The organism is Ruegeria sp. S263, from assembly GCF_056780525.1.
On the sequence record NZ_CM165558.1, the window covers coordinates 2,243,378 to 2,269,343 of the forward strand.

At 56.8% G+C, this 25,966-nt stretch carries 21 protein-coding genes; 12 read left to right on the plus strand and 9 right to left on the minus strand.

From position 1 onward, the window contains the following. Positions 1-20: 20 nt before the first annotated feature. From ACT2B1_RS11215 to pyrH, 6 genes are all read right to left on the minus strand, one after another. Complete coding sequence (locus tag ACT2B1_RS11215; protein WP_481667751.1) at positions 21-1,136, minus strand: NUDIX domain-containing protein; 1,116 nt, start codon at positions 1,134-1,136, stop codon at positions 21-23. Positions 1,137-1,164: 28 nt separating this feature from the next. Next, a complete protein-coding gene (locus tag ACT2B1_RS11220; protein ID WP_171121219.1) occupies positions 1,165-1,605 on the minus strand; it encodes a TrgA family protein in 441 nt (146 codons plus the stop codon). Positions 1,606-1,621: 16 nt separating this feature from the next. Then, complete coding sequence (locus ACT2B1_RS11225) at positions 1,622-2,830, minus strand: SAM-dependent methyltransferase (RefSeq protein ID WP_171239372.1); 1,209 nt, start codon at positions 2,828-2,830, stop codon at positions 1,622-1,624. A 69-nt stretch (positions 2,831-2,899) separates the two neighbouring features. Continuing rightward, positions 2,900-4,324 carry a cryptochrome/photolyase family protein gene (locus tag ACT2B1_RS11230; RefSeq protein WP_171239373.1) on the minus strand — a complete coding sequence of 475 codons (1,425 nt, stop codon included), beginning with the start codon at positions 4,322-4,324 and terminating at the stop codon, positions 2,900-2,902. 45 nt (positions 4,325-4,369) lie between these two features. Then, the gene (locus ACT2B1_RS11235) at positions 4,370-5,596 is read right to left on the minus strand and encodes an aminotransferase class V-fold PLP-dependent enzyme (RefSeq protein ID WP_171121216.1); all 1,227 of its coding nucleotides are present in this window, start codon (positions 5,594-5,596) and stop codon (positions 4,370-4,372) included. A 240-nt stretch (positions 5,597-5,836) separates the two neighbouring features. After that, positions 5,837-6,589: a UMP kinase gene (gene pyrH, locus ACT2B1_RS11240; protein WP_171121215.1), complete on the minus strand. Its 753-nt coding sequence runs from the start codon at positions 6,587-6,589 to the stop codon at positions 5,837-5,839. A gap of 96 nt (positions 6,590-6,685) precedes the next feature. Here pyrH and miaA point away from each other — a divergent pair, with 96 nt between their 5' ends. The 5 genes from miaA to ACT2B1_RS11265 all read left to right on the plus strand — a co-directional run bounded on the left by miaA (position 6,686) and on the right by ACT2B1_RS11265 (position 14,405). Continuing rightward, complete coding sequence (gene miaA, locus ACT2B1_RS11245; RefSeq protein WP_171239375.1) at positions 6,686-7,579, plus strand: tRNA (adenosine(37)-N6)-dimethylallyltransferase MiaA; 894 nt, start codon at positions 6,686-6,688, stop codon at positions 7,577-7,579. A gap of 327 nt (positions 7,580-7,906) precedes the next feature. Next, positions 7,907-9,577: an ABC transporter substrate-binding protein gene (locus ACT2B1_RS11250; protein WP_171239376.1), complete on the plus strand. Its 1,671-nt coding sequence runs from the start codon at positions 7,907-7,909 to the stop codon at positions 9,575-9,577. Positions 9,578-9,699: 122 nt separating this feature from the next. Next, complete coding sequence (locus ACT2B1_RS11255; protein WP_171121212.1) at positions 9,700-10,746, plus strand: ABC transporter permease; 1,047 nt, start codon at positions 9,700-9,702, stop codon at positions 10,744-10,746. 13 nt (positions 10,747-10,759) lie between these two features. Continuing rightward, positions 10,760-12,223: an ABC transporter permease gene (locus ACT2B1_RS11260; protein WP_171121211.1), complete on the plus strand. Its 1,464-nt coding sequence runs from the start codon at positions 10,760-10,762 to the stop codon at positions 12,221-12,223. A 94-nt stretch (positions 12,224-12,317) separates the two neighbouring features. Then, positions 12,318-14,405: a dipeptide ABC transporter ATP-binding protein gene (locus ACT2B1_RS11265; protein ID WP_481667752.1), complete on the plus strand. Its 2,088-nt coding sequence runs from the start codon at positions 12,318-12,320 to the stop codon at positions 14,403-14,405. Positions 14,406-14,464: 59 nt separating this feature from the next. Here the strand turns inward: ACT2B1_RS11265 and ACT2B1_RS11270 are convergent, their stop codons facing one another. Further along, the gene (locus ACT2B1_RS11270; protein ID WP_171123046.1) at positions 14,465-15,049 is read right to left on the minus strand and encodes a lytic transglycosylase domain-containing protein; all 585 of its coding nucleotides are present in this window, start codon (positions 15,047-15,049) and stop codon (positions 14,465-14,467) included. 209 nt (positions 15,050-15,258) lie between these two features. Between ACT2B1_RS11270 and ssb the strand changes: the two genes are divergently transcribed. Together ssb and ACT2B1_RS11280 are read left to right on the plus strand one after the other, a co-directional pair. Beyond that, on the plus strand, positions 15,259-15,768 hold the full coding sequence (gene ssb / locus ACT2B1_RS11275) for a single-stranded DNA-binding protein (RefSeq protein WP_171123044.1): 510 nt from the start codon (positions 15,259-15,261) through the stop codon (positions 15,766-15,768). A gap of 18 nt (positions 15,769-15,786) precedes the next feature. Continuing rightward, positions 15,787-16,857 (plus strand): site-2 protease family protein, encoded by a 1,071-nt coding sequence (locus ACT2B1_RS11280; RefSeq protein ID WP_481667753.1) that lies wholly within the window; start codon positions 15,787-15,789, stop codon positions 16,855-16,857. Here the strand turns inward: ACT2B1_RS11280 and aroB are convergent, their stop codons facing one another. After that, positions 16,858-17,970 carry a 3-dehydroquinate synthase gene (gene aroB, locus ACT2B1_RS11285; protein WP_171239379.1) on the minus strand — a complete coding sequence of 371 codons (1,113 nt, stop codon included), beginning with the start codon at positions 17,968-17,970 and terminating at the stop codon, positions 16,858-16,860. Beyond that, positions 17,970-18,557, minus strand: coding sequence for a shikimate kinase (locus tag ACT2B1_RS11290; RefSeq protein WP_171121205.1), 588 nt, complete (start codon positions 18,555-18,557; stop codon positions 17,970-17,972). The genes aroB and ACT2B1_RS11290 overlap by 1 nt, the downstream gene beginning before the upstream one ends. Before the next feature lie 218 nt (positions 18,558-18,775). On the opposite strand from ACT2B1_RS11290, the gene ACT2B1_RS11295 reads away from it, so the two are divergent. The 5 genes from ACT2B1_RS11295 to ACT2B1_RS11315 all read left to right on the plus strand — a co-directional run bounded on the left by ACT2B1_RS11295 (position 18,776) and on the right by ACT2B1_RS11315 (position 25,767). Further along, a complete protein-coding gene (locus tag ACT2B1_RS11295; RefSeq protein WP_481667754.1) occupies positions 18,776-20,299 on the plus strand; it encodes a hypothetical protein in 1,524 nt (507 codons plus the stop codon). Between the two features lie 2 nt (positions 20,300-20,301). Then, positions 20,302-21,255, plus strand: a complete 954-nt coding sequence (locus tag ACT2B1_RS11300; RefSeq protein WP_171239381.1) for a site-specific tyrosine recombinase XerD — start codon at positions 20,302-20,304, stop codon at positions 21,253-21,255. Positions 21,256-21,318: 63 nt separating this feature from the next. After that, the gene (locus ACT2B1_RS11305; RefSeq protein WP_171121201.1) at positions 21,319-22,626 is read left to right on the plus strand and encodes an HlyC/CorC family transporter; all 1,308 of its coding nucleotides are present in this window, start codon (positions 21,319-21,321) and stop codon (positions 22,624-22,626) included. 92 nt (positions 22,627-22,718) lie between these two features. After that, entirely contained in the window at positions 22,719-25,136 is a 2,418-nt protein-coding gene (locus tag ACT2B1_RS11310; RefSeq protein ID WP_481667755.1) for a GcvT family protein, read from the plus strand. Positions 25,137-25,167: 31 nt separating this feature from the next. After that, complete coding sequence (locus ACT2B1_RS11315; RefSeq protein WP_171239383.1) at positions 25,168-25,767, plus strand: nucleotidyltransferase family protein; 600 nt, start codon at positions 25,168-25,170, stop codon at positions 25,765-25,767. The last annotated feature ends 199 nt before the right edge of the window (positions 25,768-25,966 follow it).

Sequence of the window (25,966 nt, forward strand, 5' to 3'; positions counted from 1 at the left end):
ACAACCACAAGCCGCGATAACTATGCCCGCAAACGGTTCTTGTGACGCGCCAGCCAATTGGCCAACATCAACAGGGGTAAGTCCTTGAACCCATTGTTGTCCACACGGTCCATGAACTCGGCAAATGGCAGAATTTGAGTGCGAATATCCTCGCCTTCCGAAGCGACCCCACCGTTTTCAACTGTCTTGGTCAGATCGGCCAGTCCGACATAAAGGTGAATGTACTCGGTTGACGACCCGCTTGAGGAATAAGCACCCCCTACATATTCCAAGCTGCTCAGGTCTACTTGCGCCTCTTCAAGCACTTCCCGCTGCGCCGCCTGCGCGGGGGATTCTCCGGGGTCAATCATTCCTGCCACCGGCTCCCACATCCAGGGTTCGGGATCGTCAATCAAGTAAACCGGGGCTCGGAACTGCTCCACCAGCAGGACCGTGTCCCTTGCAGGATCATAGGGCAACACCACGACAGCGCTGCCCTGCATCAAGGCGCTGCGATTCAGGACCGGCCCCATGGTTCCGTCATGCTGGCGGTGCTGCACTCGAATCTCGTTCATGCCGAAATAGCTTAGGTACGCCCGTTCATGCTGATGCAGAACGACATCTGACCCAACATCGCGCAGATCACCGGTCTGTCGACGCCGCGCGGCCATTCGCGCCCACGCCCGGGTTCGGATCGACGGAAAGCAGCGTGCGACCGCTTTGGCATCCATCCGACCGTAAAAGCTCATAACCTCCTGAGCTGCGGCGATCGACAACTCCCCCCACTGATCGATCCAAGCTTGCAAGGACCAGCGGTCGCCGGGAAACCACAGATCGGGTTCGGGGAAAAAGACGCTTGCCTGCGTTTGCGAACCGTCTTCCAAATGGATCGTTTGCGGGCTCAGGTCATAATCGAACCCGCCTTCATAAAACACCAGACGCCGCAGGTCTTCTGGACCCAGCCCTTGCACCAGCAGACCGTCTGCTTGGCCAGATTTTTCTTTGACGATCATCGGAAATGGCTGCCCATCTACGCTGTACACTGCGTGCCCCGGTAAAGCAGCCTGCTTTACCTCAAGACGTGACAATGGACGACCCAATACCAATTCCAACAATGGCAGGTATCTGAGCGTTCCGTAGAAAAAGAGATTAGACAAAGAAGAAGTCTCGTTTGCAGACAGGAATTTATCGCCAGCGGCGGCTGGCCTCTTCTGTGGCAAGGCCTGCCACCACCCCACCGATAGCCAAGGTCAGCAGGATTTCGGACGTCAGAAGCAATTGACCATACTCAATACCGATCTGGAAAATCGCCAACAGGGCTTCGAATGGGCCATTGTATCTGTGGCGCATCGCCAGACTGAACATTTCGTAACAGCCTTGAAGGAACAGCCCCCAGAAAACCAAAGTGGCAATTCCCGTCATGCCGTTATTGATCGCCGCAGTCCATCCTTTGCCCGCGCGCTTACCCATGACGGTCCAGCCACAAACAACGCCCAAAACCATGTTAACAAAGGTGAAAGCGCCGTAATCTTTACCCTCTTCCCCATTCTCGATGATCATGCTCGACACGAGAAATGCCACCACCAATAGACAGATGGCGGCAATAAGACGTGAGGCACTGGGCATTGGGCAGATCCGTTAACTATGTTGGTTTTGCTACGGTAATCTGTGTCACATCGCAATTGCCGGTGTCAAAGGCTGCGCCGCAGGCGGTCAAATAATAATTCCACATGCGGCGAAAACGCTCATCAAATCCCATTTCTGAAATGACATCCCATTTGTCGTTGAATGTCTCGTACCAGCGTCGCAGGGTCAGATCATAGCTTTTGCCAAATTCCTTTGATGTCACGACGTTCAGCCCGGCTTGCGTGACCTGCTCTTTTAACACCGAAGGTGCCGGAAGCATTCCACCCGGAAAGATATATTTCTGAATGAAATCAACACCATTTCGGTAGACGTCCCACCGATGATCAGCCACGGTAATGATCTGCAATGTCGCCTGCGCGCCTGGTTTAAGGCGCTCTCTCACAGTTTCGAAATATGCTGGCCAATATTTCTGCCCAACCGCTTCGAACATTTCAATCGACGCGATGCCATCGTATTGGCCCCGCTCGTCGCGATAGTCCTGAAGCTTGAACTCGACCAAATCAGAAAGCCCGGCTTTTTCAATTCTTTGCCTGGCAAACTTCAACTGCTCTTGGCTAATCGTCAGCCCTGTGACCCGCAAGCCACGCTCTTTCGCAGCGTATTCCGCGAATCCGCCCCAGCCGCAGCCAATTTCAAGAATATGATCACCCGGCTTTGCGCCCATTTCATCAACTAGACTGGCGTATTTCGCCGTCTGCGCGTTTTCGAGACTTTCCTGCCCCGTCTCAAACAAGGCGCTGGAATAGGTCATCGTATCATCCAGCCATAAGGCATAGAAATCATTGCCCAAATCATAGTGGTACGAGATGTTCTTCTTTGCCTGTTTCCGGCTATTGCCATGCAACCAGAACCGTAAACGTTCATAGGTCTGAACAAGGAACTTGCCGGTAAAGTCGTCATAGACCGTTTCAGTGCCCAAATGCACAAGATCCATGAAGGACCGCAGGTCTGGGGTGCTCCAGTCTCCTTCCAGATAGGCGTCGGAAAAACCCAGCTCTCCTTCGCGGATCAGTCGCGCGAAAACGTCGGGGTTGTGAATGTCCACCCGTGCGACCGGTCCGGGCTTGGCGCCCTCGGTTCGAAAAATGCGGCCATCCGGCAGAGCGATATCAAGCCGCCCGGATTCCATCTTGTTCAGCATTTTCAGAACTTGCGCGAAATACCTCGGCAGGCCCTTTTGCCCTTCCGTTGTCGTATGGATCATCCGCTTTCCCCTATGCGGTTGTTGTTTCAGGCTAGGACGAGTTTGTGTTTCTGGCAAGTTTTCAGTTCCTTAGTGGTTTTTTAGGCCTTCATAAGCCGCAAGTGCACGTGCGCGACCGGCAGGCAATTCAACAATCGGGTTGGGATACAAATCGGTCTCAGAGATGCCCCAAGAACGTGGAACGGCGTCAAAATACGCACACGCCGTCGCGGGTGGCGTTGACTGCCCTTCGGCAATCCAACGGCGCACATACTCCCCGCTCGGATCGAATTTTTCCTGCTGAGTCAGAGGGTTAAAGATACGGAAAAACGGAGAGGCATCAGGCCCCGAGCCTGCAACCCACTGCCAGCCCATCGCGTTACAGGCTGAGTCCCAGTCGATCAGACAGTCAGCAAACCACTGCATCCCAATTTTCCAATGCGTCATCAAATGCTTGGTCAGGTAACTGGATGTTATCATCCGTGCCCGGTTATGCATCCGGCCCGTGACGTACATCTGGCGCATCGCGGCATCTATAACCGGAATTCCGGTTCTGGCCGTTTGCCAAGCAATCACCTCGGGGCGAGTGGCGTCCGTATTCCACGGAAACATCTCCCACTCTGGTTTCCAATTTTCTGCCAACAGGTGTGGCGTATGGAACATCAGGTGGTAAGCGAACTCTCTCCACACAAGCTGGCGCAAGAAGGCATCGGTCCCTGACACTCCAGTCATCGCCGCGTTTTGAACGGAGTGCCAAACGGAGCGCGGGCTTATTTCCCCCAAAGACAGATATTCGGACAGATTGGACGTTGCATCACGATCCAGCCGATCCCTGTTTTCAGAATAATGCGCAATCCGGTCCAGAAAGCCTTGAAGCGCTTCGAACGCTGCGGCTTCGCCTGCCTGCACATAAGGGGCCACGATTGTCGCCCCACGGTTCATACCTTGGGCCAAATTCCACTCTGACAGATCGTCTGAATTCGGCCAACTCTGCGGACCCCGCAACGTGGCGGGGCCCGGTTCAGGCGGCGCGACGTCCCGAACTCGTACTGCCCGCCACATTGGTGTGAAAACGCGGAACGGCTGGCCCGCTTTGGTCGCAACGGTCCAAGGCTCGAACAGCAGATGACCGGTGAAAGACTTTGCCTCGATGCCCTGCTCCGACAATCGCGACTTTACATCCCTGTCCCGAGTAATTGCATCGGGATCATATGCCCTCGTCCAGTGTACGGCCGTTGCACCTGTCCGCGCGATAATATCTTGTAGAACCGCAAGAGCGCGCCCGCGACGCAGAACCAAACGACTGCCCAAATTGTTCAGCGCCCGCGCCAGCGCATCTACGCCCAATCCCAAACGCCATTTGGGTGCAGCCCCGAGCGCTTCGGCCTGATCGTCCAGAATAAACAATGGAATGACCGGCCGTCCTGAGGCGACGGCAGCCGTCAGCGCGGGATGGTCCGACAGGCGCAAATCCCGTCGGAACCAAACAATAATCGGTGGCCGCTCGTTTTCCATTTTTGCCCTGTTTTCTTCGATCTACGAAACAGGGCTGAAAGTGGATCACAAAACAGCGTCAAGTGCATTCAATAATTGATCAATTTCCTGTTGAGAGGTGTAGTGCGTAAAGCTGACGCGCAGCACGCCTTGGGTTAGATCAACCCCCATCGCCTTCAATGGCCGCACTGCATAGAAGTCGCCCCCGCCTGCCATGATACCGTATTTCACGAGATCAGCCGCCACCGACTCGGCGTTGCGCGTAAGAGCCAGTGCCACCGTCGGCGCGCGCCGAGTGGCATCGGAGGTTCCGATCAGCCGAACGGCATTCCGATCCTTGACTGCGTCCAGAACCGGCTGAAGCAAGGCCACTTCCTGCCCGCGCATAAGGTCATGTACAAAGGCACCGCGTTCAGTGGCGTCGCCATCCGGCCCGTTGTGATGGTCACACAGAAGGTCGACATAATCCGCCATACCTGCGCTCGCCGCGATTTGCGCATGGTCGGGGCCAGCGGGCGTAAATCGTTTATACAGCACATCCGCGTTGAAATAATGCGCCTGATTGGGCAGCAGTTCTCCAAGAGATTTCCGGATCACCATGCAGCCCTGATGCGGTCCATAGGTTTTGTAGGCGGAAAACAGGTAAATATCCGGCCCAAGGTCTCCGACATTCGGAAACCCGTGCGGCGCGTATGAAACACCGTCGACGCAAACGAAAGCGCCCGCCGCATGTGCGATGGCCGTGATTTCGGTAACCGGATTGATCTCACCGATCACGTTCGAACAGTGGGGGAAACAAACCAGACGCACCTTTTCATCCAGCAAGTGTTCAAGATCGTGCGGGTTCAGCGACCCGGTCTCGGGGTCGATCTGCCATTCGCGGACCTCAATGCCTTCATCCGCAAGCCGCCGCCAAGGACCTGAATTCGCCTCGTGATCCTGATTGGTCACGACAATGGCGTCGCCCGGCTTCATCCACTGGCGAAATGCCTGTGCCAGAACATAGGTGTTTTGAGTGGTCGACGGGCCAAAACTGAGTTCATCAGTTTCAACGCCCAGTATGGTCGCCATCCGGCTGCGGGCCTCGTCCATTTCTTCCCCCGCCAATCGGCTGGCTTCATAGGGACCATAAGGTTGAACCTTGCGTTGGGTATAATATCGGCTCAGCCTGTCGAGAACCGGTTTGCAGGTGTAAGAACCGCCTGCATTCTCAAAAAACGCCTGCCCCTGCAGGCTAGGTTCGGAAAACGCCGGAAACTGTGACCGAACAAAGTTGATATCCAGAGTGCTCATGGCACGGGCCTCCTTGATCATGCACTTAAATCCATGAGGAGCCCGCGCATGATTTCGGTCCCCTCGAAAATCATGGCAGGTCTTCCAGCCCAGCCTGTGCTTTGGAAACACCGGCAGCCCTTGCGGATCACAAGGACGGGGCCAAATTGCCCAGAACACCGTTAGTCGTCAAGCGAGCCCTCCTTCACGACAAAAAAAGCCGAGCATTTAGACCCGGCTTTGCGACGTGATTTGGGCAATTTAACCCTGAACCTTGGTGTAGGTCCCCTCGCCCGCAAGAATACCGCGAAAGCCGCCCGGCTCATCCAAACCAAAAACGATCAGCGGCAAGTTGTTATCCCGTGCAAGCGCAATGGCCGATGCATCCATCACCCGCAGTCGCTTGGCCAGTACATCGTCATAGGTCACCGTGTCATAGCGCACGGCATCTGAGTGTTCTTTGGGGTCTTTGTCATACACGCCATCGACACCGTTTTTGCCCATGAAGATCGCCTCGCACGCCATTTCGTTGGCGCGTAGCGTCGCGGCGGTGTCGGTGGTGAAATAAGGGTTTCCGGTTCCGGCCGCAAAAATACAAACCCGCTTTTTCTCAAGGTGACGCACGGCGCGGCGGCGGATGTAGGGCTCACAGACCTCATCCATCCGAATGGCCGAGATAACGCGGGTAAATACGCCGACCTCTTCCAAGGCGGACTGCATCCCAAGCGCGTTCATCACGGTCGCTAGCATTCCCATATAATCAGCGGTCGTGCGTTCCATCCCCTGTGCCGAACCGCTTAGGCCGCGGAAAATGTTGCCGCCGCCAATGACCATGCAGATTTCGACGCCTAGATCGTGAACCGATTTCACTTCTTGCGCGATACGCTGAACGGTCGGTGGATGCAGGCCAAAGCCTTGATCCCCCATCAGTGCCTCGCCGGATATCTTCAGCATCACGCGCTTGTACTTTGTTTTAGGGGGTTCAACTGTGTTGGTTGTCGGGGAATGGCTCATGTTGCGCTCCGGGCTGGCACGGGTTTAATTCCGGCGCAAAATGAAGCAAAACCTCGGCAGGTTCAATGCGGATGGTAAGGAATGAGGCGTGCCGGGATGACCAATGGCAAAACTCTGCAGACCCTGGGTCGCCTGCCCAAGATTCCGGATGGTGTTCCGGTGCTGATCGCAGGCCCGACGGCGTCTGGAAAATCCGCCCTTGCGTTAGAGATCGCCGAACAGTTCGGCGGCGTCATCGTCAATGCGGATGCCAGTCAGGTATATGACTGCTGGCGCGTTATCTCGGCCCGTCCCTCAGTCGAAGAGGAGGCGCGCGCACCGCACGTGTTATACGGCCATGTCGCATTCGATCAGGACTATTCAACGGGTCACTGGCTGCGTGACGTCAAACCGATATTGGCGGGCGGTCAACGCCCGATCGTCGTAGGTGGGACCGGGTTGTATTTCTCGGCCCTCACCGAAGGTATGGCAGATATTCCAGCCACGCCCGCCGATGTGCGGGCCGAGGCGGACAGGCTGGACTTGTCCACTCTTATGGATGGTGTCGACGCAGAAACCCTGGCGGGCATCGACACGCAAAACCGTGCCCGTGTTCAACGTGCCTGGGAAGTGCAGCGGTCCACAGGCCGAAGCCTGCGCGACTGGCAGGCCGACACACCGCCCCCGATACTACGGCTACACGACACCGTACCCATCGTCTTTGACGTGGACAAACAATGGCTTCTGGACAGGATAACGCGGCGTTTTGACATGATGCTGGACACTGGCGCGCTTGAGGAAGTGGAAGCGATGCGCGACAAGTACGATCCCACGCTTCCAGCCTGTAAAGCCATCGGCGTACCCGAGCTTATGGCCTACCTTGAAGGTCATATGTCGTTGCAGGATGCCCGTGAGCGCGCAACTATCTCGACCCGGCAGTTTGCCAAGCGGCAGCGGACGTGGTTTCGCGCAAGAATGAAAAACTGGAATCGGGTAGATTTCTCAAAGTGATACCTTGTGCAGGCTGAACTCCAAGATCTGCGTTTCCAACGGCCCCTCAAATTTCCCCGAATCTCCGCTGCTGACGCAGCCAAAGAGGTACAACGGCGCACGTTAACCGGACATTGTTGCTAACAAACTCTGGCCACCGATGTCGCTTTTGTACCTCGAATGACGATTTCGAACATTGACCTGATTTAAATTCTGGTGCCGAATGTCCCCATGGGGGTGTTCAAATTCCGAAAAACAAGAACCCGAGAACCTGCTGCCCGACGTGTTCGGGTCTGAGCTGTTCGAAACTCTATCAATAAAAATACTATGTCACAGGGAGAGACATAAATGGAAAACCAAACAATCACCGGAGCACCGATGCACTGGGCGGCAGAAATGCATGCGCAAGAGTATCGGGACGGTAAACTTAGTCGGCGCGAATTCATGGCGCGCGCAACTGCATTGGGTGTCGCCGTTCCAGCCGCCTATGGCATGATCGGCCTGAAGTCACCTGCGGCAGCCCAAGAACCCCAGCGTGGCGGCACCATTCGCTATCAGATGGAAGTCCGCGCCCTGAAGGACCCGCGCACCTATGACTGGACACAGATTGCCACCTTCACCGCGGGCTGGCTGGAATATCTGGTCGAATACAACAATGACGGCTCGTTCAAGCCCATGCTGCTGGAAAGCTGGGAAGCAAACGATGACGCGACCGAGTACACGCTGAATGTCCGCAAGGGTGTCAAGTGGAATAACGGCGACGACTTCACCGCCGAAGACGTTGCGCGCAACATCGAAGGCTGGTGTGATGCAGGGCTCGAGGGTAACTCGATGGCGTCACGCATGGCATCGCTTGTAGATGAGAGCACCCAGAAAGCCGCAGACGGGGCCATCACTGTTGTCGACACTCATACCGTTAAGCTGAAATGCAGCGCCCCGGACATCACGATCATTCCGGGCATGGCCGACTATCCGGCGGCTATCGTGCACAGCAGCTTTGACGCAAATAATATGCTGGCCAACCCTGTCGGCACGGGCTTCATGATCCCCGAAAGCCACGAAGTTGGCGTCAAAGGTGTTCTTGTACGCAACGAAGAATTCGAATGGTGGGGCTATGAGGCCGGCAAAGGCGGCTACATCGACCGGATCGAGTTCATCGACTACGGCACCGACCCTGCGGCATTCCTGGCTGCTTATGAGGCCGAAGAGATCGACATGAACTGGGAGTCGGTCGGCGAATTTGTCGATATCTTTGACAGCATCGGTCTTGTGCGTTCGGAAATCCCGTCGGGCTTTACCATCGTCATTCGCCCCAACCAGTTGGCCGAGGATGAGAACGGCAACAAGATCTATGGCGACAAGCGTGTCCGTCAGGCTCTGGCCATGGCGGTCGATAACGAAGTCTGTCTGGAACTTGGGATGTCAGGTTACGGCATTCCCGCCGACAACTGCCACGTTGGCCCGATGCACCCCGAGCACGACTCGGCTGTAACCCGCATCCCGTATGATCCTGCAGCGGCGAAAGCCCTGATGGACGAAGCGGGCATGGGCGATTTTGAGCATGAAGTTCAGTCCATTGACGATGACTGGCGTCGCAACACCACAGCGGCCGTCGTCGCGCAGCTTAACGACGCGGGCATCAAAGCCAAGCATACGATCCTGCCCGGCTCGACCTTCTGGAACGACTGGACCAAGTACCCCTACTCGTCGACCAACTGGAACCACCGTCCGCTCGGCACGCAGGTTCTGGCTTTGGCTTACAAGTCCGGGGTGGCCTGGAACGAGTCCGGCTTTGCCAATGACGAGTTCGATACGCTGCTGGCCGAGGCAAACTCGATCGCGGATGTCGACCAGCGCCGCGAAGTGATGGCCAAGCTGCAAGCGATCATGATCGACGAAGGCGTCGTCATCCAGCCATACTGGAGGACCGCAATGCGCCACCACCGTGACAACATGGTGGGCGTCGAAAAGCACATCGCGGATCTGCCGCAGCTGTATAAGTTCGGCATCGTTTCCTAAGCCAAAAAAACACAAGGCCGCGCCTACCGGGGGCGGCCTTTTCGTCCTGACCACGGCGACCAGAAAAACAGCGATGCGTGCGGTAAAACCACCGACACGCTAGCCTACCAACAGGGGCTACCATGGGACTTTTCATACTAAGGCGCGTCGGCATTATGCTGTTGACCGCACTGTGCCTTACCTTCCTGGTCTTCTTTCTGACCAACCTCTACCCGAACCTTGAAAAGCTTGCGAAGACGCAGGGCAATTTCAGGATGTCGGACGAGCAAGTCGAAAGCTTTCTGGAAAAAGGCGGATACCTTCAGCCAACGCCCATAAAGTACGGCGAATGGCTGGGTGTCTTGCCTTCTTACAGACACACGAATGAAGACGGCACGGTGCAAGGCAGATGTATCCTGCCCGGCAAAACAGCCGAAGAATCTCCGAATTTCTGCGGGATTTTGCAGGGGTATTGGGGATATTCGACGGTCTTCAAAGAAGAAGTCTCAACTGTTGTTGGTAACCGGCTTGCGCTTACGGGACGTCTGATGTTCTGGGTCATGCTGTTGATGGTTCCATCCGCTTTGATCCTTGGAATTCTGGCGGGCATGAAAGAAGGGTCAGCCACCGACCGGACCCTTTCGACCTTTGCGATCACCACCACGGCAACGCCGGAATATGTGTCTGGTGTTATCTTCATCGCGATCTTCACCTCGTCTGCCGTCGGGCTGAAATGGTTCAAAGGGACCGCCACGCAAGCGATGGAAAATCCAACGTTCGAGAACTTTTTCCTGCCAGTGTTGACCATTGCCCTATACGGGATGGGTTACATTGCCCGCATGACCCGCGCCTCGATGACCGAGGTGATGACGGCGCAATACATCCGAACCGCGCGCCTGAAAGGTGTGTCGTTCCCGAACATCGTTATGAAACACGCACTGCGCAACGCGCTTATCGCGCCGTTCACCGTCATCATGCTGCAGTTCCCATGGCTGCTGAATGGCGTGGTAATCGTCGAGACCCTGTTCAACTACAAGGGCTTTGGCTGGGCGCTGGTGCAGGCGGCGGGGAATAACGACATCCAGCTCTTGCTGGCGATATCGGTCGTGTCGGTCTTTGTGGTGCTGGTGACGCAGCTGATCTCGGATATCGGCTATGTCTACCTCAACCCGCGCATCCGCATTTCGTAAGGAGGGATAGATCATGGAACCACTTACCTGGACCGGCTCTATCGCCTTCCTGAACCCGTTACTGGCCATAGCCTTGGCGCTGATGGTTATTTCGATCTTGGCCTGGATACTGGCCAGCATCATCCTGCCGGAACCCCAGATGACCGTGAACCCAGATGGGACGCTGACGTCTGGATCGGGTGTGAGAAACCTCATTCAAACCGTGCTGCGCTTTAGCTTTCTGGCAAGCGTCGGGCTGGGCGTTGCCTATATCGTTCTGGGCGTCCTCATGGGAACAAGCGCCGGTATCATCGGGGCCATGGCCCAACAATTCCTGCCTGTCTGGTTGTCGCTGGTCCTTCTCTACGCCATGTCGATTGCATTCAAACGTAAGCTGGGTCTGTACGGTAAACTGTTTGACAGCCCGATTGGTATGATCGGCTTTGGGCTTGTGATGTTCTGGGTGTTTACCGGCATCTTTGGCGCGCTTGACCTGATCGTGACACACGACCCGCTCTCGCAGGTTTCGGGGATGAAAAACAAAGTACCCGGGACACCTCTGCCCAGTATAGAAGACGGGGAGTACGCCTGGTATCTGCTAGGGGGCGACAATCTTGCCCGGGACGTGTTCAGCCGTATGGTCAAAGGGGCGTGGATCGTTGTTCAGATTGCGCCGCTGGCAACGATGTTTGCCTTCATGGTCGGGATCACGCTGGGCCTGCCCGCCGGTTACTACGGTGGACGTCTGGACACGCTGCTGTCGTTCCTGGCGAACCTGATCCTGGCCTTCCCGGTGATCCTGCTGTTCTACCTGCTTGTGACGCCCGAGATCGTGGCAACAGGTGTGCCGAACTATATGGCCGCTATCCTGTTCATCTTCCCGATCATCTTCCTTGGTGTGCTTCTGAACTCGCGCTATTACACAAGGCCGACGTTCCGCACACCGCTATTGATTGGTGTTCTGGGTGTTGCGCTGTGGCTGTATCTGTCGCTGATCTCAACGAATGGCTACATCGTAAACACGGACAACTACAGCATTTGGGGACTGCCCACCTATCTGGACCTTTTTGATGTGCCCGGAGGGATTTTAGTCGTCTTTGTGTCGGTGGTTTTTGTAAACTCACCAACCGTGTTCCGTATCGTGCGCGGTTTGGCGATGGACATCAAAACCCGCGACTATGTCGCTGCGGCTCAGACACGCGGTGAAGGGCCGTGGTATATCATGCTGTGGGAAATCCTGCCCAACGCGCGGGGTCCGCTGATCGTCGATTTCTGTCTGCGGATTGGTTATACCACCATCCTTTTGGGGACTTTGGGTTTCTTTGGGCTGGGATTGCCACCGGAAAGCCCGGATTGGGGATCAACGATCAACGAAGGGCGTAAGCTGTTGTCGATCTATCTGCACCCCGCCCTGCCGCCTGCCTTGGCCCTGTTGTCTTTGGTTCTGGGACTGAACCTGTTGGCGGATGGTTTGCGCGAAGAAAGTCTGAAGGACTGATTGTGATCGAAGGCCGGGGGCTTTGCCCCCGGACCCCCAGGATATTTTTAGCCAGATGAAGGGGATCCCCTGACTCTCGCGAGGAGTAAGCAAGATGAACAAACTGGCGGATTATGACGGGCCAATTCTTGAGATCGACAAGCTGTCGATTTCGTTTTTTACCCGTTTGCGGGAAATTCCGGCCGTTATGGATTTTTCGGTCAGCGTCCAGCCCGGGGAGGCTGTCGGACTGGTCGGTGAATCCGGCTGCGGCAAGTCCACCGTCGCACTGGGGGTCATGCAGGACCTTGGCAAGAACGGGCGCATTGTCGGAGGTACCATCAAGTTCAAAGGGCGCGATCTGGCCGAGATGACATCGGACGAACTACGCGATATTCGCGGCAATGAGATCGCGATGATCTATCAGGAGCCGATGGCATCGCTGAATCCTGCCATGAAGATCGGCAAGCAGTTAATGGAAGTGCCGATGATCCATGAAGGCGTCGGTGCAGAAGAAGCCTATGCGCGCGCTCTGGAGGTGGTTACAGATGTACGCCTGCCTGACCCTGAGCGGATGCTGAACTCATTCCCACATCAGTTGTCGGGGGGGCAGCAGCAGCGGATTGTGATCGCTATGGCGCTGATGTCGAAGCCCGCGCTTTTGATACTGGACGAGCCGACAACGGCGCTGGATGTGACGGTCGAGGCTGCCGTGGTCGAGCTGGTCAAGGACTTGGGCAAGAAATACGGCACTTCGATGCTGTTCATCTCGCACAATCTGGGGCTGGTGCTAGAGACCTGCGACCGGCTTTGCGTGATGTATTCCGGTGAGGCTGTTGAGCGTGGTTCGATCCATGACGTGTTCGACGAAATGCAGCACCCTTACACGCAGGCGCTGTTCCGCTCGATCCCCCTGCCTGGGGCTGACAAGAACGCGCGGCCTCTGGTGGCAATTCCGGGAAACTTTCCTTTGCCGCACGAACGCCCGCCGGGGTGTAATTTCGGGCCGCGTTGTGACTATTTCGAGGAAGGCCGGTGTGACGCGCAGAACATTCTGATGGAGGCGGTGCCGGGCAACGACCGCCACCATACGCGGTGCCTGAAATTCAAGGAAATCGACTGGAACGCGCCGATCACTGTGTCTGAGCAGAAGGAAAAAGCGGAAATCGGCCGTACTGTTCTGAAGATGGACAACCTCAAGAAATACTATGAGGTGGCCGCAAATGCCCTATTCGGTGGCGGTGAAAAGAAAGTTGTAAAGGCCAATGAAACCCTGAGTTTTGAGGCTCATGAGTTTGAAACTCTGGCCATCGTGGGTGAGTCTGGCTGTGGCAAATCCACATTTGCCAAGGTTCTGATGGGGCTGGAAACAGCGACCGATGGTCAGATTTTGCTGGATAATCGCAACATCGAAGCTGTGCCGATCGAAGAGCGCGACGCCAAGACCGTGGGTGAAGTGCAAATGGTATTCCAGAACCCGTTTGACACGCTGAACCCATCCATGACCGTCGGCCGTCAGATCATTCGGGCGCTGGAGATTTTCGGCGTTGGGAACTCTGAGGCTGAACGCAAAAAGCGGATGCTGGAGCTTTTGGATCTGGTGAAGCTTCCACGCGCCTTTGCCGATCGAATGCCGCGGCAATTGTCAGGTGGGCAGAAGCAGCGTGTCGGTATCGCCCGCGCCTTTGCCGGAGACGCGCGGATCGTGGTTGCGGACGAACCGGTCTCAGCGCTGGATGTATCGGTGCAGGCTGCGGTCACGGATCTGCTAATGGAGATTCAACGCGAACACAAAACCACGCTTTTGTTCATCAGCCATGACCTGTCTATTGTGCGATACCTGAGTGACCGAGTGATGGTGATGTATCTGGGTCATGTGGTCGAGTTGGGGACGACGGACCAGGTGTTCTCACCTCCGTATCACCCATATACCGAGGCCCTGCTGAGTGCTGTCCCGATCGCTGATACGTCGATCGAAAAACAGCATATCGTTCTTGAAGGCGACATTCCGTCCGCAATGAGCCCGCCACCCGGCTGCCCTTTCCAGACGCGTTGCCGCTGGAAATCCGAGGTGCCGGACGGACGGTGTGAGCATGACGTGCCGCCCGTCAAAGCCCTTGCCGACGGCCATCAGATAAAATGCCATTTGGCTGATGATATTTTGGCGCGGATGGAGCCCGTCATCAAAATTGCGGCGGAATAAACGATCATAGCGACGGAACCGGTCACAGTGCCGGTTCTTTTATCCCTAGATCGTTTGAATTACCCGCCCCAGATGACCTTTACGTAGTTCTGGGTTTCTTTGTACGGCGGAACACCACCGTGCTTTTCAACCGCCTTTGGCCCCGCGTTATAGGCCGCCAAAGCCAAGCGCCACGATTTGAACTTGCGGTACTGCCACGACAGGTAACGCGCACCACCTTCAAGGTTCTGTTTGGGATCATGCGGATTCACACCCAATAGCTGCGCAGTACCGGGCATTAGCTGCGCAAGACCCAGCGCACCCTTGTGCGATACGGCATGGGGATTCCAGCCACTTTCCTGCTGAACAAGTCGAAGAAATAGATCTTCAGGCACATTGTGCTTGCGGGCCGCTTGACGTGCCAACGAAAGGTATTGACCGCGGTACTTACCGTTATAGCGCTTGTTGAACGTCCCCGAAGCTGTTTTTCGCTTGGGCTTCAGCCGTTCGGAATCGCGATACTGAGTCGCCGCGCGAGTGTCCAAAATCTTGGCCTGCTTCAGAAAAATGTCCTTGCGGCTTTTGGTAGACAATGTCTGAGCCGCAGCCGGAACTGAAACCAGCGCAAGGCAAAACCCTAAAAACCAACCAACCAGAAAACGCATTAATGCCAATCCCGCTCGTCCACGAACCCGACCGAGTATAGATATTTCAGTAAAAAATGAAAGCTTGGTAAAAATTTTCTGAGTGATTTGCTGCTCGGTGCGGTCTTCATCAACTATGTTTTAACCGCGCCGCAGGCCGTATAGGGTCGGCAGCAGAACACAAGCGCCAGATTCGGGCGCGATCCAGTCAGACAAGAACGAGGACATACATGGCGGGTTCAGTAAACAAGGTCATTCTGGTCGGAAATCTGGGCGCAGACCCCGAGGTCCGGTCGTTTCAGAACGGCGGCAAGGTGTGCAACCTGCGCCTTGCCACGTCAGAAACGTGGAAGGACCGCAACACCGGCGAACGGCGTGACCGGACACAGTGGCACTCGGTCGCGATCTTTTCGGAACCTCTGGCCCGCATTGCTGAACAGTACCTGCGCAAAGGCAGCAAGGTTTATATCGAAGGCCAGTTGGAAACACGTAAATGGCAGGACCAGTCCGGCCAAGACCGATATACGACAGAAGTTGTTTTGCGCCCCTATCGCGGCGAACTGACGTTGCTGGATAGTCGTGGCGACGGCGGCGGACAGTCCGGCGGTTACGGCGGAGGCCAGTCTGGCGGCTATGGCGGCGGTCAGGCCGGCGGCGGTTACGGCGACCCCTACGGCGCGCCCTCTGGATCCCCTGCCCCTGCATCCGGCGGAATCGACGACGACGAGATTCCGTTCTAAGCAAAACGGAGATTGGTGATGACATGGTCCTTCTCACTCGGCCGGTTATTTGGGTCGGAACTGAGGGTCCATGTCACTTTTTTTCTGCTGCTGGCCTGGGTCGGCTTTGCGGCATACTCCAACGGCGGCATGTCGGCGGTCGTCGAGAACCTGATCTTCGTACTCGCCCTGTTTGCCTGTGTAGTGGCGCATGAATTCGGCCATGCGCTGATGGCTCGGCGTTACGGGATCAAGACTCCTGACATTACCCTTTTGCCAATTGGCGGGCTGGCTCGGCTGGAACGAATGCCGGAGAAGCCAATGCAGGAAGTCTGGGTCGCCCTTGCTGGCCCTGCGGTAAACATCGTCATCTGGATCATTCTGATTGCGTTCGGGGCCGGAATGCCTTGGGAAACGATGACGCAAATCGACAGCACGGCCCCCGGCCTTTTGAACCGGTTGGCCTATGTCAATCTGCTGTTGGCCGCCTTCAACATGATACCGGCCTTTCCAATGGACGGCGGACGGGTCTTTCGCGCCTTGCTTTGCCTTAAAATGGATCGCGTCAAGGCAACGCGGGTCGCGGCGCTTGCCGGACAAGCGGTCGCTGTGGGCTTTGGCTTTCTTGGTCTCAGCACGGGCAATCCACTGCTGGTTCTGATCGCTGTGTTTGTCTTCGTTGCAGCCAACGCAGAGAGTCAGGACGTGGCCATGCGATCTGTCGCGCGGCGGGTTATGGCGCGCGATGCGATGATCACCGAATACCAATCGCTGTCGCCGTCAGACACTCTGGCGACGGCCGCCCAAGCCGTTATTCATACCACACAGCATGAATTCCCAGTGTTGGACGCAGACGGAACGCTAAAGGGTTTCGTGACCCGCAACCGCCTGTTTGCGGCTCTGGCTGCGGAAACTCCGCGATCAGACCTCGCCATTTCCATAATGGAAGCCGATATTCCGCAGGTAGAGCTCACCAGCGGGTTGGAGACAGTTCTGGAACGTCTGCACAAAGGCGCGCCAGCCATAGCGGTTTGTACCAAGGCCGGTCACATGGTGGGCTACATTACGCGCGAAAACATCGGTGAGTTGATGGTCATCCGGGGACGCTAATCAAGCGGCGGCCAGAGCGTCCTCGAGCACCGACAAGACAGCTTCGCGCGGGACATCCGAGGTTACGAATGCCTGACCGATTCCTCGTGCCAGAATGAAGCGCAACTGCCCGTCGATAACCTTTTTGTCCTGCGCCATCAGATTGACCAATGCCTCTGCCCCCGGAAGATCGCCCGGAATGTCGGCAAGGTCCGTCTTCATTCCCATCTGACGCAGGTGCGCGCGAACGCGGCTGGGGTCTTCTTGCGCGCACAAACCAAGGCGCGACGACAGCTCAAACGCAAGCGCGCAGCCAATAGCTACACCCTCGCCATGCAGCAAGCGGTCCGAATAGCAGGTTGCGGCCTCCAACGCATGACAGAAGGTGTGGCCAAGGTTCAGCAACGCGCGATCGCCCTGTTCGGTTTCATCGCGCGCGACGATATCGGCCTTCATCTGAACCGATCGCGTCACGGCCCGGACGCGCGCTGCCATGTCGCCGCCCGATACATCGGTGCCGTTGGCCTCGAGCCACTCAAAGAACGCGGCATCGCCCAGCAGACCGTATTTTACGACCTCACCATAGCCTGACAGAAAATCCCTTTGGGTCATTGTACCCAATACCGAGGTATCAGCCAGAACCAGCGAGGGTTGGTGAAAAGCCCCGATCAGGTTTTTCCCCTGCGGCGCGTTGATCCCGGTTTTTCCCCCAACCGAACTGTCCACTTGTGCCAGCAAAGAGGTCGGGATTTGCACGAACCGAACGCCGCGCCGCAAAACGGCGGCGGCAAAGCCTGCAAGATCGCCAATGACGCCGCCCCCAAGGGCCACGACAACATCGCGGCGTTCGACTTTTTCGGCTAGCAGCCATTCGACCGCGCGCTCAAAATGCGGCCAGCTTTTGGTGGCTTCTCCGGCAGGTAGAGCCAGCGCCGACATCTCGATACCCGCATCGGCCAGACCTTCCCGCAGCGCGTCCAGATGCAAAGCTGCGACGTTTTCGTCCGTCAGAACCGCAACTTTGGGACGGTTGAGCAAAGGTGCGATCATCTTCCCCGACTGGCCCAGCAAATCAGGCCCGATCTCTACATCGTAGGATCGCTCACCCAGCTCTACATGTACGGTTTGGTGCATTAATTCCGTTCCAAAACATCCGGGCGCGTCATCAAGGCATCGACGACCCTGTCCACCATATTTTCTATCGACGTCTCTCCGTCAGAAGTCACCGAGAGGTCGGCTTGCGAATAGACCGGCACACGTTCCTCATACAAGGCGCGCAACGTCGCATGAGGGTCCGCTGTGCGCAGCAAGGGCCGCGTGTCCTTGTGCTTGACCCGATTCCACAGCACGTTCAAATCGGCCTTTAACCAGACAGAAACCCCGCGATCGGTAATCATCTGGCGATTCTGACCGGCCAAAAACGCCCCGCCGCCGGTGGACAGAACACCTTTTTCTTCGTCCAGAAGCCGCCCAATGACCTGACTTTCCTTCGCACGAAAAAACGGCTCACCGTCGCGTTCAAAGATTTCCGGGATAGTCATATTGGCCGCCGATTCGATCTCGGCATCGCTATCGAGGAACGGAACACCAAGCCTTGCAGCCAAAGCACGGCCAACGGCTGTTTTACCAGCCCCCATCATACCTACCAAAACCACTGTTTTGTGCAGTATGAAGCTGTGATCGTGTTCGGACGTCACGGTGTTATGCTTAATTTCGCTCATTTCACCGTGAATGACGTGATCTTAAGAAAAATGCCAGTTATAACTTGGACAAAACACAAAATTGAGGCAGCGTTGAGCAATGGGTCGTCTGATCAAGTTCCTGATATATCTGGTTTGCCTGTGTTTCATCGGGCTGGTGGGCTACGCCTATCTAGGCCCTCTCTTCGGCGTGGATTTTTCCTCCCCGCAGCAAGAGATACGAGAACCGGTAATCCTGAATGTCGAATAAGGCCGCAGTTGCTGCGCTGTTTCTCGCCACTTCGGTCCACGCGCAGCAGGAACCTCTTTCTGTTATTGAGTGGCTGAGCGAGCCACCCGAAAACCTGCCGGGTACTGTCTTGCTGGAACCACCGGTGACACAAACAGGTCTCGGACCCAAGGTCGAGGTCACGCGTCTGGAGGCGCTGTCGCATCCCTTGGGTCTTGTTTCATCGAACGTAACTGGCCTGCCCATCGGTCTTTGGCAGAACAGCGAAACGGATCGTCTGGCAGAACTGATCGCCCGAGTCCCGGTCAAGTACAACCCGGCCATGCAACGCCTGCTGTTTACCTTGCTGTTGTCGGAGGCGCGCGCGCCGTCCGGACCCGAGGCCGAAGAAACACTATTGCTGGCACGTCTGGACAGGCTGATGCAGCTAGGGGCGGCTGATCCGGCGCAATCTCTCGTTCAGCTTGCCGGCCCGACCAACAGCCGCGAGCATTTCAAACGCTGGTTCGACGCGACCTTGCTGACCGGTGACGAAGACCGAAGCTGCACCGCATTGATTGCCCAGCCCCACTTGTCACAGGACTATGCCGCGCAGATTTTCTGCAAAGCCCGCCGGGGGGATTGGCCCTCTGCTGCGCTCACCCTGGAAGCCGCGCACGCGCTAGAGGTCTTGCCCCCCGAGGATCTTGATGTCCTTGACCGGTTTCTCAGCCCGGAACTGTTCGAAGACGCAGAATACTTGCCGCAGCCGGAAAACCCTGATCCGCTGAGCTTCCGCCTTTATGAAGCCATTGGCGAGCGTTTACCCTCTGCCTCTCTGCCCCGAGTCTTTGCGAACGCCGATCTGCGCGACGTTGCAGGCTGGAAAGCCCAGATCGAAGCGGCTGAGCGTCTGACGCGTGTGGGTGCGCTGACACCGAACCAGTTACTTGGGCTCTATACGGAACGATCCCCGGCGGCCTCAGGTGCCGTGTGGGACAGGGTCACAGCGGTTCAACAATTTGAAACCGCGTTGAACTCGGGCGACCCGACCGCCATCACAGAGGCATTACCCATCGTATGGGAGCAAATGCGCAGCGTCGGGCTAGAGGTGCCATTTTCGGAACTGTTCGCAGGTCAGTTGTCTCACGTCACATTGGACGACCCGGCGGTCGAGCAATTGCGGTGGCGGATTATGCTGTTGTCTGACCTTTACGAAACTGCGGCCCTTTCCGCCCCCGATCAGTCAGAGGAAAGTCAGTTTCTGGCGGCGCTGGCGCAAGGTGATCCCGGGCGCGCCCCGTCCCCCTCTCCGTTGGCGGATGCGGTGGCAGAAGGGTTTGCATGGGCCGCGCCAGTGCCTTCGGACATCAATGCCCTGCTGTCCAATGACCAGTTGGGCGAAGCGATCCTTGAGACGATGGAGCTTTTCGCGCATGGCTCGCGCGGGAACCTTGTTGATCTGACGGCGGCTATTGCCACGTTGCGCCGCGTGGGTCTTGAGGACACCGCGCGACGCGCTGCACTGAACCTGTTGATCCTGCAGGGCACCTGATCATGACCGCCCCCGCCACTCAGGAGCTTTGGATTTCCACGTTTCTACAGGCACAAGCGGCCGAATTAGGTGCAGCCACGAATACGCTGCTGGCATATGGCAGGGATCTGAAGGACTTTGCCGAATGGTTGGATCGGCGAAAAACCGGTTTTCCAGAAGCAAGCCGCGACCAGATCGAGAGCTACCTGATCTACTGTGACGCGCAGGGGCTTTCACAATCCACCCGTGCGCGCAGGCTTTCAGCTATCAAACAGATTTACCGATTTGCGTTTGAAGAAGGCTGGCGTGAGGCCAACCCCGCAATTCAGATCAAAGGACCGGGCCGTCAAAAGCGCCTGCCAAAAACGCTGGACGTGCCCGAAGTCGACCGGTTGTTGCAAGCAGCGCGCGAAACCGGGCGTACCAAGGAAGATCGTGTGCGCAACACCTGCCTGATGGAACTGCTATACGCCACCGGAATGCGCGTGACCGAACTGGTTTCTTTGCCTGTGTCATCGGCACGGGGTGATCCACGCATGCTGCTGGTTCTTGGCAAGGGCGGCAAAGAGCGGATGGTCCCGTTGTCTCCACCCGCACGAGAGGCGCTTGCCGCGTGGTTGAGTGTGCGGGATGAGACCGAGGATCAAAAAGTTTCAGATGGCGCTCAGCGCTCAAAATTCCTGTTTCCCTCGCGTGGTAAATCCGGGCATCTGACGCGGCATATGTTCTTTCAACTGATCAAGGACCTTGCGGTTCAAGGGGGCGTTTCGCCCGAAAAAGTCACGCCACACACGTTGCGCCATGCCTTTGCAACACATTTGCTGGCCAACGGCGCAGATTTGCGTTCGATCCAGACTTTACTTGGCCACGCAGATGTTGCGACCACGGAAATTTACACGCATGTACTAGACGAACGGCTTGCCGAACTGGTGTACGAGCATCACCCGCTTGCCAAAGACCCCGTCGACAAGGGCTAACCCCTTGATCTGCAGGGGCAGCGCCCCCATAACCATTGCAGCAACACGAACAACCAAGGACCGATGGAACCCTCTTCTTCTCTGATCGACGGCGCATTCTGGTTTACGACCGGCGCCATTCTGTTTTTGCTCGTCCTTTCGGGCTTTTTCTCGGGTTCTGAAACAGCGTTGACCGCCTCGTCGCGCGGCAAGCTACGGGCGCAGGCCGACAAAGGGTCACGCGGGGCGCAAAAGGCGCTGGATATCACCGATGACAACGAACGCCTGATCGGCTCGGTCCTGCTGGGCAACAATTTGGTGAACATCCTCGCGGCGTCTTTGGCCACCGCTTTGTTCACGCGTCTCTTTGGGGAAAGCGGCGTCGCTTTGGCGACACTGGTCATGACCCTTCTGGTTCTGATCTTTGCCGAGGTTCTGCCCAAGACCTACGCCATCACCAACGCAGAAAAAGCGGCCTCGGCCGTGGCCCCATTGATCAGCGTAGTGGTGACCGTGTTTTCCCCGGTCGTTTCCGCGGTGCGCTTGCTGGTGCGCGGCGTTTTGCGCCTGTTTGGGGTGCAGATCGACCCCGACAGTAACATCCTTGCGGTACGAGAAGAGATCGCAGGCGCGCTGCAACTGGGCCATTCCGAAGGAGTTGTTGAAAAAGAAGATCGCGACCGCATTCTGGGTGCTTTGGATCTGGGTGATCGAACCGTGGAAGAAATCATGCTTCATCGCTCGAACATTGAAATGATCGATGCAGAGGATACGCCCGAGGTTATCCTACAGCAGTGCCTGAAAAGCCCCCATACCCGCCTGCCCGTTTTCCGGGATGAGCCTGAAAACATCGTGGGTGTCGTTCATGCCAAGGACTTGTTCCGCGCCATGTATGCGCATGCAGGCAGCAGCGAAGGGGATGCAAACCGGCTGAAAGAGTTTGATATCTCAAAGGTTGCCAACGACCCGTATTTCGTCCCTGAAACAACGACTTTGGACGACCAGATGCGAGAATTCCTGCGGATGCACAGCCATTTTGCGCTGGTCGTGGATGAATATGGTTCGCTGCGCGGTCTGATCACACTGGAAGATATCCTTGAAGAAATCGTGGGTGAAATTGCCGACGAATTTGATCTTGAAGAGGACGTCCCCGTTACGCGAACCGAGGACGGTCAGTTTTTGGTCGAAGGAGCGATGACAATCCGCGACGTGAACCGTGCGATGGAATGGTCCCTGCCCGACGAAGAAGCCAACACCGTCGCAGGTCTGGTTATTCACGAGGCGCAGATGATCCCGGTAACGGGCCAGGTTTTCTCGTTCCACGGCTTCCGCTTCGAAGTCACGGCGCGCGAGGGCAACCGGATAACCGAGTTGAAAATCCGCCCTCTCTGACGCGCGACCAGCGACACAGCATGTCGGGAACGGAACAGTAAACCCAAGCCTGCGCTTGCAGGCTCGGGCCGAAACCGGATGGAGGCAGCAACGTGAAGACGACAACGCAGGTGGCAGTCATTGGGGGTGGTGTTGTCGGGTGCTCGGTCCTGTATCACCTGACCAAACTGGGCTGGTCAGACGTGATGCTGCTGGAGCGGTCCGAACTGACCAGCGGCTCCACATGGCATGCGGCAGGCGGTTTTCACACGCTCAACGGCGACACCAACATGGCCGCCCTGCAAGGCTATACCATCCGTCTTTACAAGGAACTGGAAGAGATCACCGGCATGTCCTGCGGCCTGCATCATGTGGGCGGTGTTACGCTGGCCGACAATCAGGATCGGTTCGACATGCTGCTGGCCGAGCGTGCCAAGCACCGCTTCATGGGCCTTGAGACCGAAATTGTGGTCCCCGAAGAGATCAAGAAAATTGCGCCTATCACCAACACGGATGGGATAATCGGCGCGCTTTATGATCCGCTGGATGGCCACTTGGACCCGTCCGGCACAACTCATGCCTATGCCAAGGCTGCCCGCATGGGCGGTGCAACCATCGAAACACATTGCATGGTGCATGAAACGCTTCAACGGCGGGACGGAACTTGGGATGTCGTCACCGACAAAGGCACGATTCATGCCGAACATGTGGTCAATGCCGGTGGTCTTTGGGCGCGCGAGGTCGGCGCCATGGCAGGTGTGTATTTCCCGCTACACCCGATGGAGCATCAGTATCTGGTCACCGACTCGATTCCTCAGATCGAAGCCATCATTGATGCAGGGGGCGAACACCCGCATGTGATGGACCCCGCAGGCGAAAGCTATCTGCGGCAGGAAGGTCGGGGCTTGTGCATTGGGTTTTATGAGCAACCCTGCAAACCCTGGGCCGTGGATGGGACCCCGTGGGAGTTTGGGCACGAACTCCTGCCGGACGACTTTGACAAGATCACCGACAGTATCGAATTCGCCTATCGCCGCTTTCCTGTTCTGGCCGAGGCCGGTGTGAAATCGGTGATCCATGGGCCGTTTACCTTTGCGCCAGACGGCAACCCTTTGGTCGGACCTGTGCCGGGGCTGCGGAATTACTGGTCGGCCTGCGGTGTGATGGCCGGGTTCAGTCAGGGCGGTGGCGTTGGACTGACGCTGGCCCAATGGATGATCGAAGGCGAACCCGAACGCGATGTCTTTGCCATGGACGTGGCACGTTTCGGCGACTGGATCGGCCCCGGCTACACTCGCCCCAAGGTGATCGAAAACTACCAGAAGCGATTCAGCGTCGCCTACCCGAACGAGGAACTACCCGCCGCCCGCCCGAACCGAACGACGCCGATGTACGACATCTTCAGTGATCTGGGCGCGGTCTGGGGCCAGCAATACGGGCTGGAGGTGCCCAACTATTTCGCCCAAGGCGATGAGCCGGACTATGAAACCCCCTCGTTCCGACGCTCGGATGCATTCTCGGCGACGGGCCGCGAGGTCAACGCTGTCCGCAACGGCGTCGGTATCAACGAGGTGCACAACTTCGGCAAATATCGCATCTCTGGCGCCAATGCGCGGGCATGGTTGGATCGGATCATGGCGGGGCGAACTCCACAACCGGGACGATTGTCACTGACCCCCATGCTGTCGTCTAAGGGCAAGTTGATTGGCGACTTCACCATATCCTGCCTTGGCGACGAAGAATTTCAGCTCACCGCCTCTTATGGCAGCCAAGCGTTCCACATGAGGTGGTTCCTGCAAAATCAAACCGACGGCGTGATCATCGAAAATGTCAGCGATCGTTTGAACGGGTTTCAGATCGCCGGTCCCAAGGCCGCCGACGTGTTATCAGCCTGCACGCGAGACGACGTCGCAATCCTCCGCTTTCTGGATGTGCGGCGCATGACAATCGGTATGACGGACTGCATCGTTCAACGGGTCAGTTATACCGGCGACTTGGGGTTTGAAATCTATTGCGATCCTATGGCGCAGAGGCAACTTTGGTGGACTTTGTGGCAGGCTGGGCAGCCTCATGGCATGGTGCCCTTTGGGATGCGCGCCATGATGAGCCTGCGTCTGGACAAGTTCTTTGGGTCCTGGATGCGCGAATACTCACCAGATTACACCGCAGCAGAAACAGGGCTGGACCGCTTCATTGCATTTTCGAAAAACGTGGATTTCATCGGCCGTGCGGCGACCGAATTAGAACGTGCCGAAGGCCCGGCACGCAGACTTGTGGCCTTTGAAGTTGACGCGGACGACACAGATGTAAACGCATATGAGCCGATCTGGCTGGGCGGTCAGGTCGTCGGCTTCTGTACATCTGGCGGATATTCGCACTATGCCAGAAAATCGGTGGCGATGGGGTTCCTGCCAGTCGAAGAAATCAGCGACGGGCTTGAGGTCGAGATCGAAATTCTCGGCCAGTTGAGGAAGGCTCGAGTGATTTCGGAACCACTATTTGACGCGGATGGCGCACGCATGCGGGGATGACATACGTCCCCGGCAGCGGCATTCTAGCCACATGATTCCGTTACCCATTATCCTTTTGGCCGCCGGACAGTCACGTCGTATGGGTGGCAAGGACAAGCTATTGCAAGCTGTTGACCGTATGCCTTTGTTGCGTCGCTCACTCGAAACGGCGCTGCAGGCCGGGCCGACCATCGTCGCCCTTCCTCCAAAGCCGCACCCGCGTTACGACGTGATCAAAGGTCTGGACGCGCAGATGGTAGAAATTCCAGATGCTGTCGAAGGAATGAATGCCAGCCTGCGCGGAGCGATGCGGCACGTCCCACCTGAAGCCACCGCCGTCATGGTTTTGTTGGCAGACTTACCCGATATCACGCCCGGTGACCTGAAAGCAGTGATCGACACGGTTCAACACCATCCGGACAACCTAGTTTGGCGCGGCGCGACGGCTAACGGAAAACCCGGCCATCCAGTTGTTTTCCACCGATCACTATTTGATGACCTTGCAAGACTGACGGGCGATGAAGGCGCACAGGCCGTTGTCCGGGCACATGCTGACCGCGTGTGCCTTGTTCCCCTACCGGATCAAAACGCGTTGTTGGACTTGGACACCCCGGAAGACTGGGATGCATGGCACCAAAAAAGAAACGCCTGAAAAGAACACGGCCCGGTCTTTTCAGACCGGGCCGGTGCCCAAAACAGGACTACCACTTTTCATCAATCTTGAAAGCGCGGCCATTTGTGCCATGTAGCACGCTGGCTATTCCGCCGCTGAACCTAAACAAGACCCCCTCGTTAACATGCCGCTCAGCGCTTCCAGTGACTGTGACGGCCGTTGGCACCCCCTAGTGCCT

Excerpts from the sequence above, each read along its gene's own strand:
- ACT2B1_RS11230 (WP_171239373.1), bottom strand. The coding sequence starts at position 4,324 with ATGGAAAACGAGCGGCCACCGATTATTGTTTGGTTCCGACGGGATTTG.
- miaA (WP_171239375.1), top strand. The coding sequence starts at position 6,686 with ATGACCAATGGCAAAACTCTGCAGACCCTGGGTCGCCTGCCCAAGATT.
- ACT2B1_RS11270 (WP_171123046.1), bottom strand. The coding sequence starts at position 15,049 with ATGCGTTTTCTGGTTGGTTGGTTTTTAGGGTTTTGCCTTGCGCTGGTT.
- ACT2B1_RS11280 (WP_481667753.1), top strand. The coding sequence starts at position 15,787 with ATGACATGGTCCTTCTCACTCGGCCGGTTATTTGGGTCGGAACTGAGG.
- ACT2B1_RS11295 (WP_481667754.1), top strand. The coding sequence starts at position 18,776 with ATGTCGAATAAGGCCGCAGTTGCTGCGCTGTTTCTCGCCACTTCGGTC.
- ACT2B1_RS11290 (WP_171121205.1), bottom strand. The coding sequence starts at position 18,557 with ATGAGCGAAATTAAGCATAACACCGTGACGTCCGAACACGATCACAGC.
- ACT2B1_RS11305 (WP_171121201.1), top strand. The coding sequence starts at position 21,319 with ATGGAACCCTCTTCTTCTCTGATCGACGGCGCATTCTGGTTTACGACC.
- ACT2B1_RS11255 (WP_171121212.1), top strand. The coding sequence starts at position 9,700 with ATGGGACTTTTCATACTAAGGCGCGTCGGCATTATGCTGTTGACCGCA.
- ACT2B1_RS11250 (WP_171239376.1), top strand. The coding sequence starts at position 7,907 with ATGGAAAACCAAACAATCACCGGAGCACCGATGCACTGGGCGGCAGAA.
- pyrH (WP_171121215.1), bottom strand. The coding sequence starts at position 6,589 with ATGAGCCATTCCCCGACAACCAACACAGTTGAACCCCCTAAAACAAAG.
- ACT2B1_RS11300 (WP_171239381.1), top strand. The coding sequence starts at position 20,302 with ATGACCGCCCCCGCCACTCAGGAGCTTTGGATTTCCACGTTTCTACAG.
- ACT2B1_RS11225 (WP_171239372.1), bottom strand. The coding sequence starts at position 2,830 with ATGATCCATACGACAACGGAAGGGCAAAAGGGCCTGCCGAGGTATTTC.
- ACT2B1_RS11265 (WP_481667752.1), top strand. The coding sequence starts at position 12,318 with ATGAACAAACTGGCGGATTATGACGGGCCAATTCTTGAGATCGACAAG.
- ACT2B1_RS11220 (WP_171121219.1), bottom strand. The coding sequence starts at position 1,605 with ATGCCCAGTGCCTCACGTCTTATTGCCGCCATCTGTCTATTGGTGGTG.
- ACT2B1_RS11260 (WP_171121211.1), top strand. The coding sequence starts at position 10,760 with ATGGAACCACTTACCTGGACCGGCTCTATCGCCTTCCTGAACCCGTTA.
- ACT2B1_RS11315 (WP_171239383.1), top strand. The coding sequence starts at position 25,168 with ATGATTCCGTTACCCATTATCCTTTTGGCCGCCGGACAGTCACGTCGT.
- aroB (WP_171239379.1), bottom strand. The coding sequence starts at position 17,970 with ATGCACCAAACCGTACATGTAGAGCTGGGTGAGCGATCCTACGATGTA.
- ssb (WP_171123044.1), top strand. The coding sequence starts at position 15,259 with ATGGCGGGTTCAGTAAACAAGGTCATTCTGGTCGGAAATCTGGGCGCA.
- ACT2B1_RS11235 (WP_171121216.1), bottom strand. The coding sequence starts at position 5,596 with ATGAGCACTCTGGATATCAACTTTGTTCGGTCACAGTTTCCGGCGTTT.